This window comes from Kitasatospora sp. NPDC050463, assembly GCF_040655255.1.
Lineage (GTDB): Bacteria > Actinomycetota > Actinomycetes > Streptomycetales > Streptomycetaceae > Kitasatospora.
In genome coordinates this window covers 1-25,876 of sequence record NZ_JBFAJO010000060.1, presented here as the reverse complement: position 1 = coordinate 25,876, position 25,876 = coordinate 1, and the positions used below count along the sequence as shown (strand labels likewise).

General features: G+C 75.7%; 14 protein-coding genes. 5 read left to right on the top strand and 9 right to left on the bottom strand.

Features of this window, described 5'->3' with window-relative positions; translation table 11 throughout:
• Positions 1-162: 162 nt before the first annotated feature.
• A complete protein-coding gene (locus tag AB0J08_RS30270) occupies positions 163-1,485 on the top strand; it encodes a PQQ-binding-like beta-propeller repeat protein (protein WP_360641039.1) in 1,323 nt (440 codons plus the stop codon).
• A gap of 43 nt (positions 1,486-1,528) precedes the next feature.
• Positions 1,529-2,167, top strand: a complete 639-nt coding sequence (locus tag AB0J08_RS30265; protein WP_360641038.1) for a uridine kinase — start codon at positions 1,529-1,531, stop codon at positions 2,165-2,167.
• On the opposite strand, the gene AB0J08_RS30260 is transcribed toward AB0J08_RS30265, so the two are convergent.
• The 6 genes from AB0J08_RS30260 to AB0J08_RS30235 form a co-directional block, all read right to left on the bottom strand.
• Positions 2,115-2,972, bottom strand: coding sequence for a DNA-formamidopyrimidine glycosylase family protein (locus tag AB0J08_RS30260; protein ID WP_360641037.1), 858 nt, complete (start codon positions 2,970-2,972; stop codon positions 2,115-2,117). The genes AB0J08_RS30265 and AB0J08_RS30260 overlap by 53 nt on opposite strands.
• 47 nt (positions 2,973-3,019) lie before the next feature.
• Positions 3,020-3,232, bottom strand: coding sequence for a cold-shock protein (locus AB0J08_RS30255; protein ID WP_360641036.1), 213 nt, complete (start codon positions 3,230-3,232; stop codon positions 3,020-3,022).
• A 109-nt stretch (positions 3,233-3,341) separates the two neighbouring features.
• The gene (locus AB0J08_RS30250; RefSeq protein WP_360641035.1) at positions 3,342-3,806 is read right to left on the bottom strand and encodes a universal stress protein; all 465 of its coding nucleotides are present in this window, start codon (positions 3,804-3,806) and stop codon (positions 3,342-3,344) included.
• A 268-nt stretch (positions 3,807-4,074) separates the two neighbouring features.
• Positions 4,075-5,085 (bottom strand): zinc metalloprotease, encoded by a 1,011-nt coding sequence (locus tag AB0J08_RS30245; protein ID WP_360641034.1) that lies wholly within the window; start codon positions 5,083-5,085, stop codon positions 4,075-4,077.
• Positions 5,086-5,378: 293 nt separating this feature from the next.
• Positions 5,379-6,047 (bottom strand): AAA family ATPase, encoded by a 669-nt coding sequence (locus tag AB0J08_RS30240; RefSeq protein ID WP_360641033.1) that lies wholly within the window; start codon positions 6,045-6,047, stop codon positions 5,379-5,381.
• A 341-nt stretch (positions 6,048-6,388) separates the two neighbouring features.
• Positions 6,389-7,315, bottom strand: a complete 927-nt coding sequence (locus tag AB0J08_RS30235; RefSeq protein WP_360641032.1) for an LLM class F420-dependent oxidoreductase — start codon at positions 7,313-7,315, stop codon at positions 6,389-6,391.
• 174 nt (positions 7,316-7,489) lie between these two features.
• Between AB0J08_RS30235 and AB0J08_RS30230 the strand changes: the two genes are divergently transcribed.
• Both AB0J08_RS30230 and AB0J08_RS30225 read left to right on the top strand, forming a co-directional pair.
• The gene (locus tag AB0J08_RS30230; RefSeq protein WP_360641031.1) at positions 7,490-7,843 is read left to right on the top strand and encodes a DUF6401 family natural product biosynthesis protein; all 354 of its coding nucleotides are present in this window, start codon (positions 7,490-7,492) and stop codon (positions 7,841-7,843) included.
• Between the two features lie 113 nt (positions 7,844-7,956).
• Positions 7,957-8,763 carry an alpha/beta hydrolase gene (locus AB0J08_RS30225; RefSeq protein ID WP_360641030.1) on the top strand — a complete coding sequence of 269 codons (807 nt, stop codon included), beginning with the start codon at positions 7,957-7,959 and terminating at the stop codon, positions 8,761-8,763.
• Between the two features lie 79 nt (positions 8,764-8,842).
• Here AB0J08_RS30225 and AB0J08_RS30220 read toward each other — a convergent pair whose 3' ends face one another.
• Positions 8,843-9,718, bottom strand: a complete 876-nt coding sequence (locus AB0J08_RS30220) for an SDR family NAD(P)-dependent oxidoreductase (protein WP_360641029.1) — start codon at positions 9,716-9,718, stop codon at positions 8,843-8,845.
• Between the two features lie 438 nt (positions 9,719-10,156).
• Between AB0J08_RS30220 and AB0J08_RS30215 the strand changes: the two genes are divergently transcribed.
• Complete coding sequence (locus AB0J08_RS30215) at positions 10,157-11,851, top strand: fatty acid CoA ligase family protein (RefSeq protein WP_360641028.1); 1,695 nt, start codon at positions 10,157-10,159, stop codon at positions 11,849-11,851.
• Positions 11,852-11,927: 76 nt separating this feature from the next.
• Here the strand turns inward: AB0J08_RS30215 and AB0J08_RS30210 are convergent, their stop codons facing one another.
• Together AB0J08_RS30210 and AB0J08_RS30205 are read right to left on the bottom strand one after the other, a co-directional pair.
• Positions 11,928-23,447 (bottom strand): type I polyketide synthase, encoded by an 11,520-nt coding sequence (locus AB0J08_RS30210; RefSeq protein ID WP_360641027.1) that lies wholly within the window; start codon positions 23,445-23,447, stop codon positions 11,928-11,930.
• A partial coding sequence (locus AB0J08_RS30205) for an SDR family NAD(P)-dependent oxidoreductase (RefSeq protein ID WP_360641026.1) occupies positions 23,440-25,876 on the bottom strand: 2,437 nt, incomplete at its 5' end. The genes AB0J08_RS30205 and AB0J08_RS30210, both read right to left, overlap by 8 nt.

Sequence of the window (25,876 nt, the reverse complement as noted above, 5' to 3'; positions counted from 1 at the left end):
GACGGGCGTCCACGTCGGCCGGGCCGTGCACCGCGGGGGCCGGCACCCCGACGAGTGGTGCGCCCACGGTGACCGGCCGCCTGCGAACCGTCCGGACGGGCTTCGATATCCTCCGTCGGACAGCGCAGCGCATCGGCTGCCCCGGGGGAAGCGAGTACATCCATGCAGCCGGCACCGTCCGACCCTGCCCGACCGCCGGCGTCCGACCAGGGCGGCGGCGCCTGGCAGTGGGACGAGACGGACGACCGGTCGAGCGCACCGGCCGACGTGCTGAGCGGCGGCGCCGAGGACGACGGCGGACCGCGGCCCACCCGGCGGCGGTTGCTGGCCGGCGCCGGACTGCTGGCGGCGGGCGCCGCGGCCTGGGCGTTCGCCCGCTCGGCCGGCGGGCCGGACCCGGCGCCGCCCCGGCCCCTGCCCACCCGGCTCGCCGGACCGGAGCCGCTCTGGACGTACCGGGGCCGGGAGCCGATGGCACCCGAGCGGCTGAACGGGCGCCCCGCCGTCCCGGTCCTCCTCTCCCGCGAGGGGCTCCAGGTGCTCGACCCGGCCACCGGCAAGCCCCTGCGGATGCTGACGTTCGCCGCGGTCAGGGCGAACTGGCCGGACGACGTGGACCAGCCGGGCACCCGCGTGGTCGTCGGCGCCGACCGGGTGTTCACCACCTCCAACGGCCACGTCGACAGCCACCACCTCACCGATCCGGCCTCGGAGTGGAGCCTGCCGCTGCCGGAGGAGTCGGGCAGCGGCACGGTCACCCTGTTCGGCTGCGCGGGCGACGTCGTGTACGGCGCGGTGCAGCCCCGGCCGTACGCCGGCGGCGACCGGCTGTTCGCGGTGCACGTCCCGGAGCGGCGGCTGCTCTGGACCCGCGCGGCCCTCGGCGGCGAACGGCCGCTCACCCCGGTCACCTCGGCCGGCGGCCGCGTTCCGGTCTTCGACAACTCGGCCGACGGCGCCCACCTGGCCCTGCTGGAGGCCGCCACCGGCAAGCGGCTCTGGGCGGTGCCCGCCGAAGCGGGTCTGACCTGGGCCGTCGCCGACGCGGAGCACGTCTACGCGCCCGAGGGCCCGGCCGGGCTGCGGGCGCTGCGGCTCGCCGACGGCGCCCCGCACTGGTCGGTCCGCCCGGGGCCGGCCGACGAGTGGCGGCTCCTGCCGCCGGTCACCGGCGGCCCCCGGGTCTATCTGTTCCGCGACAACGGCCTGGTCACCGCCCACGACGTGACCACCGGCGACCGGCTCTGGGAGCGCCACCTGCCGTTCCGGCTGGATCGCCGCAGCCACCCGCTGCTCGCCGGGCCGGCCCTCTACGTGCCCGGACCGGCCGCCGCGGGCGTGTGCGCGCTGGACGCCGCCACCGGCGAGGAGCGCTGGACGTTCCGCGACTCCGGCCCCGGCGTCGACGTCTGGTCGCTCTCCAACGACCCCACCCGCCTCTACGCCGGCCACGACGACGTCCTGCACGCACTCCCCCTCGTCTGACCCCGGCCCCTCGGCCCGCCCCGCGCCGGGGGAGGATGGCGGCGTGCAGGTACACCCGATCTCGCCCGACCGGCTCGCCGAGCGCCTCGCCGACCGCATCACCGCCCTGCCCGGCGCCGGAGAGCGGTGGCTGCGGGTCGCCGTGGACGGCGCGCCGGCCGCCCTGCCCGGCGCGCTCGCCGACGCGCTGGTCGAGCCGCTGCGGGTGCGCGGCCGCCCGACCCTGCGGGTGTCGGCCGCGGCCGCCTTCCTCCGGCCGGCCTCGGTCCGGCTGGAGTACGGCAGGCAGGACCCGGACGCCTATCACGACCTCTGGCTGGACGACGGCGCCCTGCTGCGCGAGGTGCTGGACCCGCTGGAGCCCGGCGGAACCGGCCTGGTCCTGCCGTCCCTGCGCGACCCGGCCACCGACCGCGCGACCCGCGCACCGTACACCCCGCTCCCGGCCGGCGGGGTGCTGCTGCTGGACGGCGCGCTGCTGCTCGGCCGGTGGCTGCCGCTGGAGCTGACCGTCCACCTGGCGCTCACCCCGGCCGCGCTGGCCCGCCGTACCGCGCCCGAGGAGCGGTGGACGCTGCCCGCCTTCGCCCGCTACGAGGCCGAGACCGCCCCCGCCGAGGCGGCCGACCTCACCGTCCGGGTCGACGACCCCCGCCACCCGGCCCTGGTCGAGCACCGCTAGCGGTCCGTGCCTCGGGGGCCGGTCCGCGCTGGCAGTGCGGGCACCAGAACGCCACTCGCTCCTGGGGCGGGGCGCCCTGGGTCGCCGTCCGGACCAGGACACCGCAGCGCGGGCACGGCCGCCCGGCCCGGCCGTACACCCAGTGCCGGTGGCCGGGCCGGGTGTCACCGGTGGTGACGTGCCCGGGGCGCAGCCGGTTGGCGTCGAGGAGCTGCCGGGCCCGCTCCACCAGCCGTTCGGGGCACGGCAGTTCACCCACTGCCGTCCACGGGGTGACGCCGGCCAGGAAGCAGAGCTCGTTGGCGTAGACATTGCCGATGCCGGCCAGATTGCGCTGGTCGAGGAGCGCCTCGGCGAGCGGCCGGCCGGGCTCGGCGAGCAGCCGGCGGACGGCCTCGGCCTGGTCCCAGTCGGGGCCGAGCAGATCGGGCCCGAGGTGGCCGACGACGCGCTGTTCGTCGGCGGTGCGCAGCAGCTCGACGACGGGCAGCCGGTAGCCGACCGCAGTGGCGTCCTCGGTGCCGAGGACGGCCCGGATCTGCCAGGCGGGCCCGCCGGCCCACCGCTCGCCGGGGCGGTAGACCTCCCAGCGGCCGTCCATCCGCAGATGGGTGTGCAGGGTGAGGCCGCCTTCGAGCCGGGTGAGCAGGTGCTTGCCGCGTGCGGCGACCTCCAGCACCCGCCGGCCGGTGAGGTCGGCGGTGGCGTGCGCGGGGACCCGCAGGTCGGCGGTGGTCAGCACCCGGTCGGCGAGCGCCGTGTGCAGCCGGGCCGCCACGCGGTGGACGGAGTCGCCTTCTGGCATGGCTCCATCCTCCCCCGCGCGGCGGCCTCGGGGCGCGCGCGACCGGCTCAGTCCTCCACGACGACGTCGTCGGCCTGCATGCCCTTCTGGCCCTGCGCCGCGACGAAGGTGACCCGCTGGCCCTCCACCAGGCTCTTGAAGCCTTCGCCCTGGATCGACCTGAAGTGGACGAAGAGGTCGGGCCCGCTCTCGGGGGTGATGAAGCCGTACCCCTTCTCGGCGTTGAACCACTTCACCGTGCCCGACTGGCGCTGCGACATGTCCACTCCCTCGATTCACCTGCTCCGACCGGACGCCCGGGCGCCCGGGGGTCCTTTCCTTCCGTCACGCGGCGGCCCGTCACGCGCTGGTCCGTCACGCGGCGACCCGTCACGCGCTGGTGGGCGGCGCCTGCTGCTCGCGCACCACGACGACCGGGCAGGGGGCGTGCTCGGTGAGGTGGCGGCTGACGGAGCCGAGCAGTGCGCCGGAGAATCCGCCGAGGCCCCGGCTGCCGACCACCACCAGCGCGGCGCCGTCGGCGGCCTCCAGCAGGGCCTGCGCGGCGTTCCCGGGCATCACGGCCTCGGTGATCCTGACGCCGGCGTCGTCCCCGACGACCTTGACGACCGTTTCGGAGAGCGTCCGCCCGGCCAGTTCTTCGGGGTTGAAGCCCTCGGCCAGAGGCACCGCGAGCCCGGACCAGCCGTAGAACGCCGGGTACTCCCAGGCGGCGATCGCCTGGACGCGGCCGCCGACCAGCTTGGCGTAGTCGACCGCCCAGCGCAGCGCCCGCTCCGAGGCGGGCGAGCCGTCCACTCCGACGACGATCCGGGGGTTCGCGCTGTGGGCCATGCCGCTGCTCCTTGCTCGACTACCGCGGCTTCACCTGCCGCTGCCTCCCAAACATAGATCGATACGGACATACAGCAGCAAATTGCCACGCCGAGGGCGTCGAACGCTTTCGAACCCTGTGCGATCCCGGCCCGCTGCCGAGGAAGCAGCGACGCACCGCCGGCACCGACGGCACGCCCGCCCACGGGGGCGGTACCGGCACTGGTACTGGCGGATGCGCGGGCCCCATCACCCACGCACCCGCCAGCGCTGTCGGACGGCCGGGCCGTCAGGCCCGGTAGGCGGCCCAGGAGTTGGACATCCTGGCGACCTGACCGGGGGTGAACTGCGTCATGCAGGAGTCGTAGGTGTAGTCCATGAAGTTGTGGATCGGGTCGACGCCGGTGGCGGTGCAGGTGTCGCGGCCCGCCGGGCACTGGTAGGCGGCGCTCTTCTCGGCCGGGGTGTCCGAGACGTAGTCGCCCTGGCCGCCGCAGCCGCCCTGGAAGGTGTGGTAGAGCCCGAGCCAGTGGCCGACCTCGTGGGTGGCGGTGTCGCCCTCGTTGTAGTTCGCCGCCGAGCCGCCGGGGAACGAGCTGTCGAGGATGACCACGCCGTCGTCGCTCGGGTTCGACTGGTAGGAGCTGGGGAACGTCGCCCAGCCGAGCAGCGACTGGCCGAGCTTTGCGGTGTAGAGGTTGAGGGCGTTGGCCCCGCCCTTGCGCAGCGAGCTCTTCATCGACCGCTCGGCCGAGGAGCCCGGGGTGATGCCGTTGTACCAGGTCGAGTTGTCGGTGTAGTCGGTGCCGACCAGCTGGAACTGGAACTGGCTGGCGGTGTTGCCCGCGCCCTGGCCGCCGTAGGCGGCGTTGAGGACGGAGATCTGCCGGCTGATGTCCGTCGCGCTGAGCTTGCCCGTCGTTCCGGCGTGGACGACGTGCACGTACACCGGGACGGTCGTGCTGGCGGCCAGCGTGCCGGGGGCGAGCAGCGTGCTGCCCTGGGAGGAGTGGGCCAGCTGGGCGACACGGGCGTCGAGGTCCGCGTCCATGGCCGCGGCCTGGGCGTCGGTGACGGCGTTGGGCTCGTGGCTGCCCGGGCTGCCGGCGGGCTTGCGGGCCCCCGCGTCCTGGCCCGCCCCGTCGACGCACGGGGCGGCGACCGAGGCGGGCGCCTGCGCGGCGGCGGTGGAGAACGCCGAGGGGGCGGCGAACTGGGTGAGCCCGAGGGCTGCGACGAGGGCTGCGGCGCTGAGGAATCTGCGGGGGACACGCGAGGGTACGCGGGCAGAACGACGCATCTGCGCTCCTGAGGGGGAGTTGTGGGGGGGCGGCGGAGGGGGCCGCCGAGCCTAGGCTACGCAGGGCTGCGTGTACGCGTCAGACGTGTTCCAGCCTGAAAGTTCTGACGACATATCGGACATAATCCGGAAGCCCGATCGAGTGACACCGGTCACAGGTGGAACATTTCCGGTGTCGCGCGATCGGGGCGATGCCCCCGAGTTGTCCGAAAGTTGACGCTCCGTCCGTCCGGCTGTCCTCGGTAGGCCATCCGGGCCGGTCGGGTGGGCGACCCCGCACCGCCTCGCCGAGACTACGACGCCACGAAGACGATCTCCCGCACGGCGCGCGCACCGGCCCGGTCGAGTACCACGGCCGACGCACAACCCGCCGGCGGCTCCCCGGTGCCCGCCAGCCTCCCGCGCAGCCGCCGGGCCGACTCGCGGTGCCTGGCGAAGGCGTAGGCGGAGACCCGCTGCCCCCGGGCGTACTGGCCGTCCCGGGCCTCGTCCGCGCTGGCGTCCAGCAGGACCAGGTGCACCCGCCGCCCCTGCCGCGCGGCCGCCCGGCCCAGCCAGTGCCGCACCCAGGGCAGCGTGCCGCAGTCGTGCACCGCGAGCGGGCCACCGGCCAGCACGGCGCGGCGCAGCCGCCGGTAGTGCGCGGCCCGCACCAGCGGGCGGTAGACGAAGTAGGGCAACCAGCCGGGCAGCCGGGCCGCGTACTCCTCCCGGACCTGCTGGGAGTCGATCAGCGGGGCGCGGATGCACCGGCGCATCAGGGTGCTCTTGCCGCTCCCCGGCAGGCCCGAGACGATCAGCAGATCGTCGGCCCGGTAGTGCAGCGCCTGGGCCGGCGCCCCGGCGGAGCCCGCCCCGCCGCACACCGGCCCACCGGGCCCCCGGCGCAGATCGTGCAGGCCGCGCGGGCGCAACACCGCGGCGGCCGGGCGGACCTCGGCGGCGCACGCCGATCTCGGCACGGGCACCTTGGCCCCGGACACCCCGACCTCAACCACCGGCACTCCCCCTGACTCCGCGGCGCCGGCTCCCCGGCCCCCGCCTCCCGAAGAAGCCTTCCCCCTTCAAGAGAGAGTAAAGACTAGTGGTCAGCGCCGGTACGGCCGAGCCCTTTCACGCCGGCACGACGCCTCCCGCACAACGCCCACGCACCGCGCTCCTCGGAACCGCGCCCGGGGAGCGGCGCGTTCGTACCGGTACGTTCCCACCGGAACGGGGCCGCCGGGCCGCCTCGGCGCCTCCCCGGCGACGCGGGGGGCGGCGGCGGCCCGGCGGACGGTCGCCGACCCGGTCGCGAGCCGGGTCAGCCCAGCTGCGGGGCGACCCGGGAGGCGATCAGCTCCAGGTGGTCGAGGTCGTCCAGGTCGAGGATCTGGAGGTAGACGCGCTCGGTGCCCACGGCGGCGTAGCGGCCGATCGCCGCCACCACCTCGTCGGGCGTGCCGGCCAGGCCGTTGGCCTTCAGCTCGTCCACGTCGCGGCCGATCGCGGCGGCCCGGCGGGCCACCTCGGCGTCGTCCCGGCCCACGCAGGCGACCAGGGCGTTGGAGTACACCAGGTCGTCGGCCCGGCGGCCGGCCCGCTCGACGGCGGCCCGGACCCGGCCGAACTGGGCTGCGCTCTCCTTGACCGAGACGAACGGCAGGTTGAACTCGTCGGCGAAGCGGGCGGCCAGCGCCGGGGTCCGGGTCGGGCCCGTGCCCCCGACCAGCACGGGGATCTTCTGCTGGGCGGGCTTGGGCAGCGCCGGCGACTCGGTCAGCCGGTAGTACTCGCCGGCGAAGTCGAAGGTGTCGCCGACCTTGGTGTTCCAGAGCCCGGTGACGATGGCCAGCTGCTCCTCCAGCCGCCCGAACTTCTCCTTGGGGAAGGGGATGCCGTAGGCGGCGTGCTCCTCCTCGTACCAGCCGGCGCCGAGGCCGAACTCGACCCGCCCGCCGCTCATCGCGTCGACCTGGGCGACCTGGATGGCGAGCACGCCGGGCAGCCGGAAGGTGGCGGCGGTCATCAGGGTGCCCAGCCGGATGGTGCTGGTGTCACGGGCCAGGCCGGCCAGCGTGATCCAGGCGTCGGTGGGGCCGGGCAGGCCGTCCACGCCGCCCATCTTGAGGTAGTGGTCGGAGCGGAAGAAGGCGCTGAAGGCGCCGAGCTCCTCGGCGGTCCGCGCCACCCGGAGCAGCGTGTCGTAGCTCGCGCCCTGCTGGGGCTCGGTGAAGATTCGAAGATCCATGCGGTCCATTCTGGTACAGACCACCCCGGGCTCACGGGCGATCCGCACTTTCGGCCGAGTGACGCCGACGGGTGGCGGGGTGGCGCCGCGGCCGGCGGCCGGCGGGCGGCGGGGTGGCCAAGGTCTCAGCCCGCGCGGCCGCTCCCCCGGGTCCGCTCGCCTACCGTTGGACGGATGTTCGCCACGCCCGACGAGTCCCACCGAGGCTCCCCCGACCAGCCGGCCGGCTGCCCGCTGCCCGGGATCGTCGCCGCCTTCACCCCGCGGCTGGCCGAGTTCGCCTTCGAACCCGGCTTCGTCGCCGCGGTCGACCAGCACGTCGCCCAGCTGCGCGAGCTGCTCTACGCGCAGGGGCCGGACCTGCTGCCCCTGACCGTGGAGCGCGCGGAGCTGTCGCAGTACGCGCAGGGGTTCCTCGACGCGCTCACCGAGATCGGGTGGCGGGAGCCGGTGGGCTACGACTTCGCGGTGCACCGGCTGACCGCGATCTGCTGGCTGGTGCGCGAGCAGGGCCTGCTCCCGGCCTGACGGCGGACCGTACCGTCCGGCCGGAACGATCCTCCCGAGTGGGCCCCGCGGCCGGTCGGGCTGCGCGTACAGTGGCGGTCCAACGGACGGACGGCGGGGCGGGGCGGTACAGGGTGAGCGGCGACACGGGGAGCACGGTCCGGACGGGTCGCGAGGGGAACGCGGCCGGGCACCGGGCGCTGGTCTGGCGGGAGCTGCCCGAGCGCCCGGCGGCCGCGGTGCTGGTGCTGCACGGCGGCGAGGAGCACAACCGCAGCCGGCCCGGCCCGCTCAACCTGCCCGGCCTGCGGATGTACGGCTTCGTCCGTGCCCTGCGCCGGGAGACGGCCGGAGCCGGGGTCGCGATCGGCACGGTCCGCTACCGCCACCGGGGCTGGAACGGCGACCGCGCCGACGCCGCCCGGGACACCCGCGCCGCGCTCGCCGACCTGGCCGAGGAGCTGGGCCATGTGCCGACCCTGCTGGTCGGCCACTCGATGGGCGGGCGGGCGGCGCTGCGCGCGGCGGGCCACCCGAACGTCACCGGCGTGGTCGCGCTGGCACCGTGGTGCCCGGCGCAGGACCCGTGCGAACAGCTCGCCGGCCGGGACGTCCTGATGCTGCACGGCGACCGCGACCGGGTCACCGGCCCGGCCGACACCCGTGCCTTCGCCGCCCGCAGCCGCTCGGCCGGGGCCCGGGTCTGCGGCTACACCGTGGTCGGCAGCGGTCACGCCCTGCTCCAGCGCTCCGCCGACTGGCACCGTGCCACCGCCCGGCTCTGCACCGGCCTGCTCGGCCTGCGCGCGCTCCCCGCCGAGGTCACCGCCGCGTTCGGCCTGCCCGCCGACACCGGCGACGCCCTCGACCTCCCGCTCCCCGCCCAGCCGCGCACCGCACCGCCGCGCCGCCGCACGACGGCCCTGCCGACCGACGCCTGACGGCTGACGGCAGATGCCTGAGGGCTGCCGACCGACGGCTGGCGGCTGACGCCTGACGTCGCAGGGCCCGGTCGGGCGGTCACGGGGCGTCCACCACCGTCCCGGGGGCGGGTATCGCGTGTTCCGCCGCGCGGCTGACACCCTCCCAGGCGGCCCAGGTGTCCATCCGGGTCCGCGCGATGTCGAACGCCAGGTCGTAGACCATGCTCCCCAGGAGCAGGCGCAGCGGCGGCTCGTCACTGTCGACGAGCGTGAGCAGCGCCTCGGCGGCGAGCTTCGGGTCGCTGTCGATCGAGCCCTCGGCGAACTGCTTCGCCAGCTCGGCCCGGAGCGGGTCGTAGGCCTCCAGGGTGTCGGTGCTGTGCATCGCCGTGTAGAGGTCGGTCCAGTAGCCGCCGGGCTGGACCATGCTCACCTTCACCCCGAAGCCGGCCGCCTCCATGGCGAGCGCCTCGCTCATGCCCTCCAGGGCGAACTTGCCGGCGCTGTAGAGCCCGGTGCTCGGGAAGCCGCCGAGGGCGGCGATGCTGGAGATCTGGACGAGGTGCCCGGAGCCCTGCCGGCGCAGGGTGGGCATGACGGCCTGGCTCACCCAGAGCGCCCCGAAGAAGTTGACGTCCAGCTGGGCCCGGGCCTCGGCCTCGGTGAACTCCTCGACCATGCCCATCGACAGCATCCCGGCGTTGTTGACGACGACGTCGAGCCGGCCGAAGTGGCCGACCGCCTCGGCGACGGCCGCGAAGACGGCGTCCCGGTCGGTGACGTCCAGCCCGAGGGGCAGCACCCGCCCCGGGTGGGCGGCCGCCAGGCGCTCCAGCGGCCCGGTGCTCCGCGCGGCGACCGCGACCCGGTCGCCCGCGGCCAGTGCCGCGTCCGCGAAGGCGCGTCCGAGGCCACGGCTGGCGCCCGTGATGAACCAGACCCGGTCGGTGGTGCGTGCGGGCGAGGTGCGCATGGGCGGCTCCCATCGATAGAGACGAGACGGTTCGTCTCGTTCGATGCCTCCACTATCGCCGCCCCGGACCCAGTCGTCAAGACGGACCGTCTCGTCTCAGGTCACTCGCGCCCATGGCCACCACCCGGCCCCCGGCCCGGGTGGACCGCGCACGACCCTTTTTGACGGTTCTCGACCACGGTGATCGCCCCGGCCGGTAGCGTCACTCCTGTCGTCCGAGTCCCACGGGCACCGGGTGCCGCCGGCCACGACCCAGGGCACCGGGTGCCGCCCGGTGCGACGTGTCAGGGCGGCGCTGCGGGGAGCGCGCCTTCGTGTGGACCCCGAGGAGTGAGAACCAGTGTTGACCGCCAGGCACCGCAGCCGCGCCGAAGCCGTACCCGAGGGCGCCGGACCCGCGCGCGCCGTACCCGAGGGCGCCGGACGGGCGGCCCGCCGATGACCGTCGCCCCCCGCCACCCGTTCGAGGCCGAAGCCGGCCTCGCCGACTACCTGGAGCGGCACGCCCGCACCACCCCCGAGAAGACCGCGATCATCCATCCGGACGGCCGCGAGCCGGCCGGCGGGATCCGCTACCGCGAGCTCAGCTACGGCGAACTGCAGCGCCGGGTCGAGGAGTTGGCCGCCGGCTTCAGCCGGATCGGAATCACCTCGGGCATGCGGACCATCCTGATGCCCAAGCCCGGACCGGATCTGTACATCCTGGTCTTCGCACTGCTGCGGATCGGCGCCGTGCCGGTGGTGGTGGACCCGGGCATGGGCATCAAGCGGATGCTCAACTGCTACCGCGCGGTGGGCGCGGAGGCCTTCGTCGGGCCCTCGGTCGCGCACGCCGTCCGGGTGCTCGGCCGCCGCACCTTCGCGACCGTCCGGATCAAGGTGACGCTGGGACGGCGCTGGTTCTGGGGCGGTCACACCCTGGACGGGCTGCTCGGCGGCCCCGGATCGGCGCCGGCCAAGCCGGTGACCGGCGACGACCTGATGATGATCGCGTTCACCACCGGCAGCACCGGGGCCGCCAAGGGCGTCGAGAGCGTCCACCGGATGGCCACCGCGACGGCCCGGCAGATGCACGCCGCGCACGGGCGCGACCGCGACGACGTCTCCCTGGTCACCGTCCCGATCTGGGGGCTGTTCGACCTGATCTACGGCTCCACCATGGTGCTGGCGCCGATCGCTCCGGCCAAGGTGGCACAGGCGGATCCGGAGCTGCTGACGGCGGCCCTGACCCGGTTCGGGGTGTCCACCGTGTTCGGCTCCCCGGCGCTGTTCCGCGTCCTCGCCGCGCACCTGGAGCGGGAGCGCACCCCGCTGCCCGCCCTGCGCAGCGTGGTGTCCGCCGGAGCGCCCGTTCCGCCGGACCTGGTGGCCGCGCTGCGCCGGGTGCTGGACGAGCGGACCGGGATCCACGTCGCCTACGGCGCCACCGAGGCGATGCCGATCTCCTCGATCGAGTCCGCCGAGATCCTGGGCGAGACGGCGGCCCGCGGCGCGCTGGGCGACGGCACCTGCGTGGGCCGGCCGGTCGACGGGACGGACGTGCGGATCGTGCGGGTCAGCGACGACCCCCTGCCGGACTGGGAGGCCGGCCTCGCCGTCGCGGCCGGGGAGATCGGCGAGATCGTGGTGGCGGGGGACGTGGTCAGCCCGCGCTACCACGCCACCGCGGACGCCAACGCCCAGTACAAGATCCGCGAGCGGTCCACAGCGGGCCCCGAGCGGATCTGGCACCGCACCGGTGACCTCGGCTACCTGGACGACGCCGGGCGCATCTGGTTCTGCGGGCGCCGGGCGCAGCGGGTCCGCACCGCCGAGGGAGACCTGCACACCGTCCGGTGCGAGGGGGTCTTCAACGCGCACCCGCTGGTCCGGCGCAGCGCGCTGGTCGGCATCGGGGCCGCCGGCGCCCAGCGCCCGGTGGTGTGCGTGGAGACCGAACCCGGCGTCGGTGAGGAGCAGTGGCAGGACCTCCTGACCGAGCTGCGCCGGCTCGGCGCGGACCAGCCGCTGACGGCGGGACTGCGGGAGTTCCTGCGGCATCCGGGCTTCCCGGTGGACATCCGGCACAACGCCAAGATCGGGCGCGAGGAGCTGGCCGGCTGGGCCGAGCAGCAGACGACCGCGCGCGTCTGAGTCCTCCCGGGCACGCCCTCGCGGGCCGGTCCGGGCGGCAGCACCGCCCGGACCGGCCCGCGGGGAGCCCCGCAGGTCAGCGCGTCAGCCAGAAGGCACGGCGCTGGAAGGCGTAGGTGGGCAGGTCCACGTGCCGGCCGCCGGACAGGGCGGTCCGCCAGTCGACGGCCGATCCGCGCACCCACTGCCGGGCGAGCGCCTCCAGTGGGCCGGCCGGCCCGGTCGGCACCGGCGCGGAGTCCGGGGCGGCCGGGCCGCTCGCGACCACGTTCTCGGCCGCCACCCCCTCCGCCAGGGCCTTGAGGCCACTCAGGAAGCCCTCCCGGTCGGCGGCGAGCACCGCCGCGCGGTGCTCCAGGCCCGCCCGGCCGGCGGCCAGTGAGAACGCGACGTCCCGGGCGGACACCTCGGGCCGGGACGCCACGAAGGCGGCGAGGCGCTCCGCCTGGGCGGCCACCGCGGTCGCGCTGCGGCCCGACAGCACCCAGGGCAGCGAACCGCCCGCCTGCTCGGAAGCCGAGGCGTCCTCGGGCGCCGAGGCGTCCTCGGGCGCCGGTGCGTCCCCGGGCGCCGACGCGTCCTCGGGAGCCGGTGCCCGGTCGGCGACGTGCTCCAGGACGACGTGCGTGTTGGTGCCGCTCATGCCGAACGAGGACACCCCGGCCCGCCTGGGCCGGCCGGTCTCCGGCCAGGGCTGCGCCTCGGTCAGCAGCCTGACCTCCCCGGCCGACCAGTCCACCCGCGACGAGGGCCGGTCCGCGTGCAGCGTCCTGGGCAGCACGCCGTGCTGCATGGCCAGCACCATCTTGATCACTCCGGCCACCCCGGACGCCGACTGGGTGTGCCCGACGTTGGACTTCATGGCGCCCAGCCAGAGCGGCCGCTCCGGTGACCGGCCGGCGCCGTACGCGGCCAGCAGTGCGGTGGCCTCGATCGAATCGCCCAGCGCCGTGCCGGTACCGTGCGCCTCGACCGCGTCGACCTGATCGGGCGTCAGCCGGGCGTTCGCCAGGGCCTGGTGGATCACCCGCTGCTGTGCGACGCCGTTGGGCGCGGTCAGCCCGTTGCTCGCGCCGTCCTGGTTGACGGCCGAACCGCGGACCAGGGCCAGCACGGGGTGCCCGTGGCGGCGCGCGTCCGACAGCCGCTCCAGTAGGACCACGGCCACGCCCTCGGCCATCCCCATGCCGTCCGCCTCGGCCGAGAAGGACTTGCAGCGGCCGTCCGCCGACAGCTCGCCCAGGCGGCTCAGTCCGACCAGCTCGGAGGGGTAGGACATCACCGTGACCCCGCCCGCCAGGGCGAGCGCGCAGTCGCCCTGGCGCAGGGCCTGGGCCGCCAGGTGCAGGGCCACCATCGAGGACGAGCACGCCGTGTCGACGGTGACCGCGGGGCCCTCCAGGCCGAGGGTGTAGGAGACCCGGCCGGAGAGGACGCTGATCACGTCGCCGAGGCCGAGGTGGGCCGTCAGCTCGTCGGTGACCTCGGCCAGGGCACCGTAACCCTGGTAGCGGGAGCCGATGTAGACGCCCGTCCGGCTGCCGCGCAGGGTGTGCGGGTCGATGCCGGCGCGCTCGACGGCCTCCCAGGAGGCCTCCAGCAGCAGCCGCTGCTGCGGGTCCATCGCCAGCGCCTCGCTCGGGCCGATGTCGAAGAACCCGGCGTCGAACTCGGCGGCGTCGTGGAGGAATCCGCCCTCCCGCGTGCAGGTGGTGTCCGGACGGCCCGGCTCGGGGTGGTAGAGGCCCGCGAGGTCCCAGCCGCGTCCGGTGGGCAGGCCGGAGACGGCGTCCGTACCGGCGTCGAGCAGCCGCCACAGCTCCTCGGGCGTCCGGATGCCGCCCGGCAGGCGGCAGCTCATCGCCACGATCGCGACGGGGTCGTCGTCGGCGCCGGTCGCGCTGCCGGTGCCCGCCGCGGGCCGCTCGGCCGCCCGGGGCGACTCCCCGAGGATCTCGGTCCGGAGCCGGCCGGCGAGCGCGAGCACCGTCGGGTGGTCGAAGACCACGGTGGTCGGCAGCCGCAGGCCGGTCGCGGCGTTCAGGCGGTTGCGCAGGTCGACCGAGGCCAGCGACTCGAAGCCGAGTTCGCGGAAGGGCCGCCCGGTCGCGATCGTCTCGTGCGAGGCGTGGCCGAGCACCGCCGCCACCGTCCCGGCGACCAGCTCCAGCAGCTCGCGGTCGGCCTCCGCCACCGGGCGGCCCGCCAGGCGGCGGCGCCACCGGGAGAGCAGGTCCGCCGCCTGCTCCCGCTCCGGCCGCTCGGCCGGGCGGCCTGGGCGGGCCTCGGGGATCGCGTCGAGCAGCGGTCGCGGCCGGGCCGAGGCGAAGGTCGGGACGAAGCGGTCCCAGGCCACGTCGACCAGGGCGACGAAAGTCTCGTCGCGGTCCAGGACCTGCTGGAGGGCGGCGACGGCCGGTTCGGGGTCCATCAGGGGCAGGCCCTGCCGGAACAACCGGCTCTCGGCGTCCTTGGAGGGGCCCTCGGCGCCCCAGCGGTCGGGCGTGTTCCACAGCCCCCAGGCCACCGAGGTGGCCCGCAGCCCGCGGGCCCGGCGCTGCTGCGCGAGGGCGTCCAGGTACGCGTTGGCCGCCGCGTAGGCGCCGTGGTCGCCGCTGCCCCAGACTCCGGCGACGGACGAGAAGAGCACGAAGGCGTCCAGCTCGTCCCGGTCGAAGATCTCGTCGAGGTGGCGGGCGCCGTCCGCCTTGGCGGCGACCACCTCCGCGAACTCGGCCGGGGTCGTGGCGTCCAGCGAGCTCAGCCGGATGAAGGCGGCGGCGTGCACCACGGCGCGCACCGGCGTGCCGTCCGCCGCCAGCCGGTCGACCAGCGCGGCGAGTGCGGACCGGTCGGCGACGTCGCAGGCGGCGACCGTCAACCTCGTGCCGTCCGCGGCGAGTTCGTCCCGGAGCGCGGCCGTCGCCGGACCGGTGGCGCCGGAGCGGCTGGTGAGCACCAGGTGCTCGGCTCCGCCGCGGGCCAGCCAGCGGGCCAGGTAGGGTCCGACCGCCCCGGTGGCGCCGGTGAGCAGCACGGTGCCGCGCGGCCGCCAGTGGGCCGGCGCACCCGGATCAAGGGCGGCGTCCGGTGCGGCCGCGCGGATCAGACGGCGCGCGTACAGGCCGGCGGACCGGACGGCCACCTCGGCCTCGTCGGCGATCCCGGCGAGCACGCCGCACAACCGGGCGCCCGCCCGCGCGTCCGGCCGCTCGGGCAGGTCGACCAGGCCGCCCCAACGGTCGGGGTGTTCCAGGGCGACCGTCCGGCCCAGACCCCAGACGGCGGCCTGGCCGGGGGCGTCGAGCTGGTCGGCGCCGCCGACCGAGACCGCGCCCCGCGTCGCGCACCAGAGCGGGGCCGCGATGCCCGCGTCGCCGAGGGCCTGCACCAGGGTGAGGGTGAGCACCAGACCCACCGACAGTGCGGGGTGCTCGGGGTGCGGCTGCCAGGCCGGCGCCACCAGGGACAGCACACCCGCGAACGGCTCGCCCCCGGTGGCGAGTTCACGCAGCCGCTCGGCCAGTCGGACACGGTCGCCGGCCGGGTCGAGCTCGATCCGCAGCACCCGGGCGCCGTGCTCGGTGAGGACCCGCTCGGCCTCGGTGCCCCAGGGGTCGCCGGTGTGGCCGGCGGGAGTCGCCACCAGCCAGCTGCCGGTCAGGGCCGGCGCGGACGGCTCGCGCAGCGGCTGCCAGTCGACCGCGTACCGCCAGCCGTCCACGACGGACCGGGTCCGCTGCCGCTGCCGCCAGGCGGCGAGCACCGGCAGGGCCGGCGCCAGGGCATCGACGGCCGCTCCGCCGTCCGGGCCGGCGCCCAGCGCGCGGGCCAGCGCCTCGATGTCGCCCTGCTCGACGGCGGCCCAGAACGGCTGGTCCGCGAGGGGCCCGCCGGCGGTGTCCGGTTCGTCCTCCGGGTCGGCGTCGAGCCAGTAGCGGCGGCGCTGGAAGGCGTAGGTGGGCAGTTCGACCGGGCGCCCGCCGGCGGTGGCGGTGCTCCAGTCGACGGGCAGACCGGCCGCCCAGAGCCCGGCCACGGAGGCCAGCAGCCGCGCCGAGCCGCCGTCGTCACGGCGCAGCGTGCCGGTGACGGTGGCGGTGGTGCCGGTGGTCTCGACGGTGTCCTCGATGCTGGTGGTCAGCACCGGATGCGGGCTGACCTCGACGAAGACCCGGTGGTCGTCGTCGAGCAACGCCCGGGTGGCGGCCTCGAACTCCACCGCCTGCCGCAGGTTGGCGTACCAGTAGGCGGCGTCCAGCTCCTCCCCGGCCATCGGCCGTCCGGTCACCGAGGAGTAGAACGGGATCACGGCCGGACCCGGCACCACCGGCGCCAGCACCTCCAGCAGCTCGTCCCGGACGAGTTCGATCTGCGGCCCGTGCGAGGCGACACCCGCCTGAACCCGGCGGACACGAACGCCGTCCGCCTCGCAGGCCGCCACGAACGCGCCCAGCGCGTCGAGATCACCCGACACCACCACGGTGCCCGGCCCGTTCACCGCCGCCACCGAGAGCCGGCCCTCCCAGCCCCGCAGCCGCTCGCGCACCTGCTCCACCGGCAGGAACACCGGAGCCAGACCGCCCCGGCCGACGAGGCCGGCCAGGGCCCGGCTGCGCAGTGCGGCCAGCCGTGCGGCGTCCGCCAGCGACAGCACGCCGGCCACGCAGGCCGCCGCCACCTCGCCCTGGGAATGCCCCACCACGGCCGACGGCTCGACGCCGTAGGAGCGCCAGAGCGCCGCCAGCGACACCATCACCGAGAACAGCACGGGCTGCACCACGTCGATCCGCTCCAGCGACGGCGCGCCCGGTACACCCCGCACGACGTCGAGGAGATCCCAGTCGACGAAGGGCTTCAACGCCTGGGCGCACTCGGCCATCCAGGCCCGGAAGAGCTCCGACTCCGCCAGCAGCTCCGCGCCCATCCCGAGCCACTGCGAGCCCTGCCCCGGGAACACGAAGACGACGCCGTCGTGCGAGGTGACGCCGGACCGGACGATCCCCGCGGCCGGTCGATTCCCGGCGAGCGCGTCCAGGCCGCGCAGCAGCGCCTCACGGTCCCCGCCGAGCACCGCCGCCCGCTCCGGCAACGCCGCCCGGGTGGCCGCCAGCGAGTACCCGACGTCCACCACCCCCAACTCCGGCCGCTCCCGCAGATGCGCCGCCAAACGACCCGCCTGCGCGCGCAACGCGCCCTCGTCACCACCCGACACCAGCCACGGCACTACGACGCCCGCTCCGGCTCCGGCTCCGGCTCCGGCTCCGGCTCCGGCTCCGGCTCCGGCTCCGGCTCCGGCTCCGGCTCCGGCTCCCGGGGAGTCCACCAGCGAATCCACCGGCGGCGCCTGCTCCAGCACCACATGCGCGTTGGTCCCACTGATCCCGAACGACGACACCGCCGAACGCCTCGGCCGCCCCGTCTCCGGCCACTCCCGCGCCCGCGTCAACAACTCCACCGCACCCGCCGACCAGTCCACCTGCGCCGTCGGCTCCGCCACGTGCAGCGTCCTCGGCAGCACCCCGTGCCGCATCGCCTGGATCATCTTGATCATTCCGGCGGCACCGGCGGCTCCCTGAGTGTGGCCGAGGTTCGACTTCACCGAGCCCAGCCACAGCGGCCGGTCCAGCGGCCGGCCCTGGCCGTACGTCGCCAGCACCGCCTGCGCCTCGATCGGGTCCCCCAGCCTGGTCCCGGTGCCGTGCGCCTCCACCGCGTCCACCCCGTCGGCGGAGAGCCCGGCGTCGGCCAGGGCCTGCCGGATCACCCGCTGCTGCGCCGGTCCGTTCGGTGCCGACAGCCCGTTGCTCGCACCGTCCTGGTTGACGGCGCTGCCCCGGACCAGCGCGAGCACCCGGTGTCCGTGGCGCCGGGCGTCGGAGAGCCGCTCCAGCACCAACAGGCCGACCCCCTCGGACCAGCCGGTGCCGTCGGCCGCCGCCGAGAACGGTTTGCACCGGCCGTCCGCCGCCAGCCCGCGCTGTCGCGAGAACCCGGTGAACGCGGCCGGCGTGGTCATCACGGTCACGCCGCCGGCCAGCGCCAGCGAGCACTCGCCCGAGCGCAGCGAACGGCTCGCCAGGTGCACCGCCACCAGCGCGGACGAGCACGCGGTGTCGACGGTGATCGCCGGGCCCTCCAGTCCGAGGGTGTAGGAGATCCGGCCCGACGCGACGCTGCCCGCACCCCCCGTGCCCGCGTACGCCTCCAGCTCGGACGCCCCCTCGGCCCGGTCGAGCAGCGCGCCGTACTCGTGGTACAGCAGCCCCGCGAACACCCCGGTGTCACTGCCCCGCAGGCCCGCCGGGTCGATGCCCGCCTGCTCGAACGCCTCCCAGGAGGCCTCCAGCAGCAGCCGCTGCTGCGGGTCCATCGCGAGCGCCTCACGCGGGCTGATCCCGAAGAACTCCGCGTCGAACTCGCCCGGGTCGGCCAGGAACGCGCCCGCGTCGACGTAGCTCTTGCCGGGGCGGTCCGGGTCGGGGTCGAACAGGGCGTCGAGGTCCCAGCCGCGGTTCTCGGGGAAGCTCCCGACCACGTCCCGGCCCGCCGCGACCGCCTCCCAGAGGTCCTGCGCCGAGTCGATGCCGCCGGGGAACCGGCAGGACATGCCCACGATCGCGATCGGCTCGTCCTGGGCCGCGGCGGCGAGCGCGGCCGGCCGCGTGGCCGACGGCTCGCCGAACAGCTCGGCCTCCAGCCGGCGGGCCAGCACCGCCGGGGTCGGGTGGTCGAACACCAGGGTGGCCGGCAGCCGCAGACCGGTGGCCGCGGCGAGCCGGTTGCGCAGCTCCACGGCGGTCAGCGAGTCGAAGCCCAACTCGCGGAAGGCGAGCGCCGGTTCGACGGCGGAGGTGCCGCTGTGGCCGAGCACCGTCGCGGCGTGCGAGCGCACCAGCTCCAGCAGCGCCCGCCCGCGCTCAGCGGCCGGGCGGGCGGCGAGCCGCTCCGCCAGGGTGCCGGCGTCGCCGGCCCGGGCGACCCGCCGGCCCGGCCGGACCAGGCCGCGCAGCAGGGCGGGGACGGGAGCATCCGCCGACCGGAGTCCGGCGAGGTCGAGCGCCATCGGCACCAGGACGGCGTCGCCGGTCGCGAGCGCGGCATCGAACAGCGCCAGCCCCTGCTCCGAGGAGAACGGCCGCACGCCGCTGCGAGCGATCCGGCGGTGGTCGGCCCGGTCCAGATGGCCCGTCAGCCCGGTGGCCTCCGCCCACAGGCCCCAGGCCAGTGACACGGCCGGAAGTCCCTGCGCCCGGCGCGCCTCGGCGAGCGCGTCCAGAGCCGCGTTGGCCGCCGCGTAACCGGCCTGGCCGGCGCCGCCGAGCACGCCCGCGGCGGACGAGAAGAGCACGAAGGCGGCGAGGTCCGGGGCCAGTTCACGGCTGAGTTCGTGCAGGGCGAGGGCAGCGTCGATCTTGGGCCGCAGCACCGTGGCCAACCGCTCCGGGGTCAGAGCGGCCACCAGACCGTCCTCCAGCACTCCGGCGGCATGCACCACGCCGGTCAGCGGGCGCCCGATGCCGGCGAGCAGGGCGCGCAGCGCGTCCCGGTCGGCGGTGTCGGCGGCCGCGATCGTCACCTCGGCGCCCAACTCGCGCAACTCGGCTTCGAGTTCACCGGCACCCGGGGCCGCCGGACCGCTCCGGCTCACCAACAGCAGATGCCGCACCCCGTACCCGGTCACCAGATGCCGGGCCAGCAACGACCCCAGCGTGCCGGTACCCCCCGTGACCAGCACCGTGCCCTCGGGGTCGAAGCGCGGAACCGGCGCGCCGACCTCGGCCGGGGCCGCCCGCACCAGTCTGGGCACCAGCACCTCGCCCGCCCGGACGGCCAGTTGGGGCTCCCGGGAGGCGAGTACGGCCGGCGGCAGGAGCGGGCGGGCGTCCGGGTCGTCGACGTCCACCAGGACGAAGCGGCCCGGGTGCTCGGCCTGCGCGGAGCGCACCAGGCCCCAGAGCGCGGCAGCGGCCGGATCGGCGGCTTCGCCCGGCCGGACGGCGGTCGCGGCGCGCGTGACCAGCACGAGCCGGCGCTCCGCCGACCGCTCGTCGGCCAGCCAGGACTGCACGGCGTCCAGCGCCCGCCGCGCCGTCCGGTGCACCGCGTCGGCCTCGGCGGTCGCGTCGGTCGCGTCGGTCGCGTCGGGAGCCGTGGGGAAGTACTCGACGACCGGGGCGGTGTCGGCCTCGGCGGCGGCTGCGGCCTGGGCTGCGGCGCCCTGCTCGGACGGGCCGGGCGCCGGCACCCACCCGATCCGGTAGAGGGCGTCCCCCGCCGCAGCCCGGTCTCCGCCGAACTCCTCGGCGGAGACCGGGCGCAGGGCCAGCGAGCGTGCGGTCGCCACCGGCTGGCCGGACGGGTCGGCGACGGACAGCGCCGTGCGGTCGGGCCCGTCCGGCCGCAGGCGCACCCGCAGGGCCGAGGCGCCCACCGCGTGGACGCGCACCTCGTTCCAGGCGAACGGCAGGCGGGTGGGGTTGGGGGCCTTGGCCCGGTCGGCGGCTTCGGCCGTACCGGCGTCGGCTTCGGCTTCGGCTTCGGCTTCGGCTTCGGCCGTATCGGCCGCTTCGGGTCCGCCGCCCGCATCGGCCAGGAAGGTGGCGTGCAGGGCCGCGTCGAGCAGCGCCGGGTGCAGCCCGTACCGGCCGGCCTCGGCCGACTGCTCCTCGTCCAGGCCGACCTCGGCGAACACCTCCGCACCCCGCCGCCAGGCCGCGCGCAGCCCACGGAAGGCCGGTCCGTAGTGGTAGCCCGCCGCCACCAGCCGCTCGTACAGCCCCCCGGTCTCCAGGGCCACCGCACCCGGCGGCGGCCACGCGCCCGCGTCGAAGGCGTCCGCCGACCCGTCCGGAGCCGGACCGGAGGCCGCCAGCACGGCGGTGGCGTGGCGGGTCCACGGCCCGTCGCCGCCCTGCTCCGGACGGGCGTGGATCCCGACCTGCCGCGCACCGGACGGTTGCGCGGCGCCCACCCGCACCTGTAGCCGGAGGCCGCCCTGCTCGGGCAGGACCAGCGGCCGCTCGATCACCAGCTCGTCGAGCAGCTCGCAGCCGACCTGGTCGCCGGCCCGGACGGCGAGTTCGACGAAGGCCGTGCCCGGCAGGATGGCGGTGCCCGCCACGGCGTGGTCGGCGAGCCAGGGGTGGGTCTCCAGCGAGAGCCGGTTGGTGAACAGGACCTCGTCGCTGTCCGCCGGCTCGATCACCGCGCCGAGCAGGGGGTGGTCCGCCGTGGCGAGCCCGGCGGACGTCAGCCCGCCCGCCGCCGACCCACCGGTCGCCGGCCCGGAGGCGTTCAGCCAGTAGCGCTGCCGCTGGAACGGATAGGTCGGCAGCTCCACCCGCTGGGCGGGCACGCCGCCGAAGGCCGCCGTCCAGTCCACCGGCCGGCCCTGGACGTGCACCTCGGCGACCGAGGTGAGGAACCGGTCGAGTCCGCCGTCGTCGCGGCGCAGCGAGCCGGTGACGATGCCCTGGGCCCCGGCGGCCTCCAGGGTCTCCTGCACGCTCACGGCCAGCACCGGGTGCGGACCGATCTCGACGAAGACGCCATGGCCCTGCTGCACCAGCGCCCGTGTCGCGGGCTCGAAGGCGACGGTCCGGCGGAGGTTGCGGTACCAGTAGTCGGCGTCGAGTTCGGTGCCGGTCAGCCACCGCTCCTCGACCGTCGAGTAGAACGGCACGCTCGCCCGTTCCGGCGCGATCGGCGCGAGCACGTCCAGCAGTTCCTCGCGCAGCCGCTCCACCTGCGAGGTGTGCGAGGCGTAGTCCACCGGAATCCGCCGGGCCCGCACCTCCCGCGCCTGACAGTACGTCAGAAGCTCGTCCAGGGCTCCCGGTTCACCGGCCACCACGGTCCCGGCGGGACCGTTCAGCGCCGCGATCTGAATCCGGTCCTTCCAGCGGGCGAGCAGCTCGCGGACCTCGTCGACGGGCAGCGGAACGGACACCATCCCGCCGAGCCCGGCCAACCCGGTCAGGGCCCGGCTACGCAGAGCCACCACCCGCGCCGCGTCCGACAGCGACAACGCGCCCGCCACACAGGCCGCCGCGATCTCCCCCTGCGAATGCCCCACCACCGCGGCCGGCTCCACACCGTACGAACGCCACAGCTCGGCCAGCGACACCATCACGGCGAACAGCACGGGTTGCACCACATCGACCCGCTCCAGGGACGGCGCCCCCGGCCCACCGCGCAGAGCCTCGAAGAGGTCCCAGTCGACGAACGGCTTCAACGCCTCCGCACACTCCGTCAGCCGCTCCCGGAAGACACCGGACGCCTCGGCCAGCTCGACCGCCATGCCGACCCACTGCGCGCCCTGGCCCGGGAAGACGAAGACCGTCCGACCCGGACCCGGGCCCGCCGCCACGCCGCGGACCACGCCCGGCGCCGGAGCATCCTCGGCCACGGCGGCGAGGCCCTGCAGCAGGCTGTCCACATCCGTGCCGAGCAGCACCGCACGGTGCTCCAGAACGGCCCGGGTGGTCGCTAGCGCGTGCCCGACCGCCGCCGGGTCCGGCACCGGGTCGGCCGCCGGGCGGTCCTGGAGCGCCGACCGCAGACGGGCGGCCTGTTCGCGCAGCGCGGGCGCGCTCCGCGCCGACAGCAGCCACGGCACCACGGGCGGGCCGGGCACCGCCGGTACGCCGGCGGGCTGCGGTGCGGCCGGCGCCCCGGCCTGTTCCGACTCCGCCGCGCCCGGCACCCCGGCCGGCTCCGGCTCGGCTGCGGCCGGCGCCTGTTCGAGGACGACGTGAGCATTGGAGTCCTGCCGAGAACGCTGCACGCCGAGGAGCCGTCCCCGCACATCGGCCCCGAAGGCCCGGCAGCGCCCGTCGGTGGACAGGCCGCGCAGCCGGGAGAACCGGACGAACTCCTCGGGGGTGAGCATCACCGTCACCCCGCCGGCCAGTGCCAGCGAGCACTCGCCCGAGCGCAGCGACTGGACGGCGAGGTGCAGGGCGACCAGGGAGGAGGAGCAGGCGGTGTCGACCGTCACCGCGGGGCCCTCCAGCCCCAGGGTGTAGGAGATCCGGCCCGAGGCGACGCTGGCGGCGCTGCCGGTGCCGACGTGCCCCTCCAGATCGGCGGGGATCTGCGCGCCGCGCCGCGCGTAGTCGCCGTAGACCACCCCCGCGAACACCCCGGTGTCGGTGCCGCGGACCGAGGCCGGATCGATGCCCGCGTGCTCGAACGCCTCCCAGGCGGTCTCCAGCAGCAGCCGCTGCTGGGGGTCCATCGCCAGCGCCTCGCGCGGCGAGATGCCGAAGAACCCGGCGTCGAAGTCGGCGGCGTCGTGGAGGAACCCGCCGGCCCGGACGTAGGAGCGGCCCGGCACGTCGGGGTCCGGGTCGTAGAAGTCCGTGAGGTCCCAGCCGCGGTTGACGGGCAGCGCCGAGATCACGTCCGCGCCGGACGCCACCAGGTCCCACAGGCCCTCGGGCGAGGTGACCCCGCCGGGCAGCCGGCAGGCCATGCCGACGATCGCGATCGGCTCCTGGCGGCTGTCCTCCACCTCCCGCAGACGGTCGCGGGTCTCGCGCAGCTCGGCGGTCACCCGGTTGAGGAAGTAGCGCATCCGGTCGTCATTCATGAGCGTTTCCCTCTGCGGAGTGATCGGGCTGGTAGATGCCGAACTCGTCGCCGAGGAGCCCGATCAGCTCGTCGTCGGTCACGGCTTCGAGTTCGGTGACGGTCTCGGCGGGGCCGGCGGCGCGCGACGCGGTGGCGCGCCAGCCGGCCAGCAGGTCCTGCAGGCGGTCGCCGACCGCCTGCCGTTCGGCCCCGGCGACCGAGGCGGCGGAGAGGACCGCCGCCAGCCGGTCCAGTTCCGCCAGGATCGGCACCACGGTGGTGTCGGGGCGCGGCGCCAGTTCGGCGTGCAGGTGGTCGGCCAGGGCGGCCGGCGTCGGATGGTCGTAGATCAGGGTGGCGGTCAGCCGCAGGCCGGTCGCCGCTCGCAGTCGGTTGCGCAGTTCGACGGCGGTCAGCGAGTCGAAGCCGAGGTCCTTGAAGGGCTGGTCCGGCTCGATCGCCTCCGGCGAGGAGTGCCGCAGGACGGTCGCGATCACCGGCCGGACCAGCTCCAGCAGGGCCCCGGGGCGCTCCGCCTCCGGGAGCTCCGCCAGTCGCCGGGCCAGGTCGGTCGCCGGCCCGTCCTGCTCCCCGCCGGCCGCCGGACCGGACGGGGCGGCCCCGCGCCGCGCGCGGAGGTCGCCCAGCAGAGGTGCGTTCCAGGCCAGGTCGTCCCAGGCACAGCGCAGGACGGCGACGGAGGTCTCGTCGTGGTCGAGAATCCCCTGCAGGACGTCCAGCGCCTGGGCCGGGTCGAGGTCCTGGGCGCCGTGGCGGCGGATCCGGTCCTCGGCGCCGGGGCCGGCCGCGACGGCGCCGTCCCAGTGGCCCCAGGCGATGGCGGTGGCGGGCAGGCCGTTGGCGCGCCGGTGGTGGGCCAGGGCGTCCAGATAGGCGTTACCCGGAGCGTAGTTGGCGTGCCCGGCCAGACCGCAGATACCGGCGATCGAGGAGAACAGGACGAAGGCGGAGAGGTCCAGGCCCTTCGTCAACTCGTGCAGCACCCGGGCGCCGCCGACCTTGACCTGTAGCACTCGCTCCATCTGATCAAGCGTCAGATCGCCGAGCAGGGCGTCGTCGAGCAGGGCGGCCGTGTGGACCACGGCGGTGAGCGGGTACTCCGCCGGCAGCCCGGCCAGCACCTCCGCCACCGCGCCCCGGTCGGACACGTCACAGGCGGCCATGGTGACCCGCGCGCCCGAAGCGGCGAGTTCGGCCTCGAAGGCCTCGGCGTCGGGTGCCGCACGGCCGCTCCGGCTCAGCAGGAGCAGGTGTTCGGCGCCGTCGCCGGCCAGCCGACGGGCGACGTGACGGCCGAGGGCGCCGGTGGCACCGGTGATCAGCACGGTGCCCCGGGGCTTCCACGCACGGACCGGCGCCACACCTGCCAACGGCGCCCGCTCCAACCGGCGGACGAACAACCCCGATCCCCTGACCGCCAGTTCGTCCTCACCGTGCCCGCCGAGCACGGCAGCGACGGTGGCCCGCGCCACCTCGCCGTCGACGGACTCCGACACGTCCACGATGCCGCCCCACCGTTCCGGCAGTTCGGCGGCGACCACCCGGCCCAGCCCCCAGAGCATCGCCTGCTCCGGACTCGGCACCCGCTCGCCGGCGCCGACCGCCACCGCGCCACGCGTCACACACCACAACGGCGCCGCGACACCGGCCGCCTCCAGGGCCTGCACCAGAGCCACCGTCGCCGCCAGCCCCCACGGCACCGCCGCACCACCCGCCGCCGCACCCGGCCCACTCGCCAACAACGACACCACACCGGCCGGCTCCCGGCCCTTCAGCACCGCCGCCAGCGACTCACGGTCACACCCGTCACCCACCGCCAACACGCTGACGCTCATGCCGCGTTCGGCAAGAGCCGCCTCCAGTGCCGAGCCCCACTCGCCCTCCCCACCCCCGTCCGGCACCAACAGCAACCACTCGCCCCCGGACACCCCCGCAGCAGCCACCGCGTCCAACGGCCGCCACACGACGCGATAACGCAACGCGTCCACTGCACTCAGCGGCGAACCACCCACCGGCTCCAACCAGAACCGCTCACCCTGGAAGGCATACGTCGGCAGATCCACCCGACGACCACCACCGGTGGCGACGCTCCAGTCCACCGGGACGCCGCGCACCCAGACCTGTGCGGCCGAGGTGAGGAAGCGGTCCAGGCCGCCTTCGCCACGATGCAGTGTCCCCACCACGACGGCCTCATGGCCGAGTTCCTCCACCGCCTCCTCAATGCCCGGACCCAGCACCGGGTGCGGACTCACCTCGACGAACACCCGATAGCCCTGCTCCGACAGCCGGCCCACCGCCCGGTCGAAACGCACCGTCTCCCGCAGATTCCGGCACCAGTACTCCGCGTTCAACTCCGCCGGATCCAACACGCCGCCCGTCACGGACGAACAGAACGGCACCTCCGCCGAGCGGGGCATGACCTCACCC

Coding starts and splice junctions, on each gene's coding strand:
- AB0J08_RS30270 (WP_360641039.1), top strand. CDS start 163: ATGCAGCCGGCACCGTCCGACCCTGCCCGACCGCCGGCGTCCGACCAG.
- AB0J08_RS30260 (WP_360641037.1), bottom strand. CDS start 2,972: ATGCCAGAAGGCGACTCCGTCCACCGCGTGGCGGCCCGGCTGCACACG.
- AB0J08_RS30255 (WP_360641036.1), bottom strand. CDS start 3,232: ATGTCGCAGCGCCAGTCGGGCACGGTGAAGTGGTTCAACGCCGAGAAG.
- AB0J08_RS30250 (WP_360641035.1), bottom strand. CDS start 3,806: ATGGCCCACAGCGCGAACCCCCGGATCGTCGTCGGAGTGGACGGCTCG.
- AB0J08_RS30245 (WP_360641034.1), bottom strand. CDS start 5,085: ATGCGTCGTTCTGCCCGCGTACCCTCGCGTGTCCCCCGCAGATTCCTC.
- AB0J08_RS30235 (WP_360641032.1), bottom strand. CDS start 7,315: ATGGATCTTCGAATCTTCACCGAGCCCCAGCAGGGCGCGAGCTACGAC.
- AB0J08_RS30230 (WP_360641031.1), top strand. CDS start 7,490: ATGTTCGCCACGCCCGACGAGTCCCACCGAGGCTCCCCCGACCAGCCG.
- AB0J08_RS30220 (WP_360641029.1), bottom strand. CDS start 9,718: ATGCGCACCTCGCCCGCACGCACCACCGACCGGGTCTGGTTCATCACG.
- AB0J08_RS30215 (WP_360641028.1), top strand. CDS start 10,157: ATGACCGTCGCCCCCCGCCACCCGTTCGAGGCCGAAGCCGGCCTCGCC.
- AB0J08_RS30210 (WP_360641027.1), bottom strand. CDS start 23,447: ATGAATGACGACCGGATGCGCTACTTCCTCAACCGGGTGACCGCCGAG.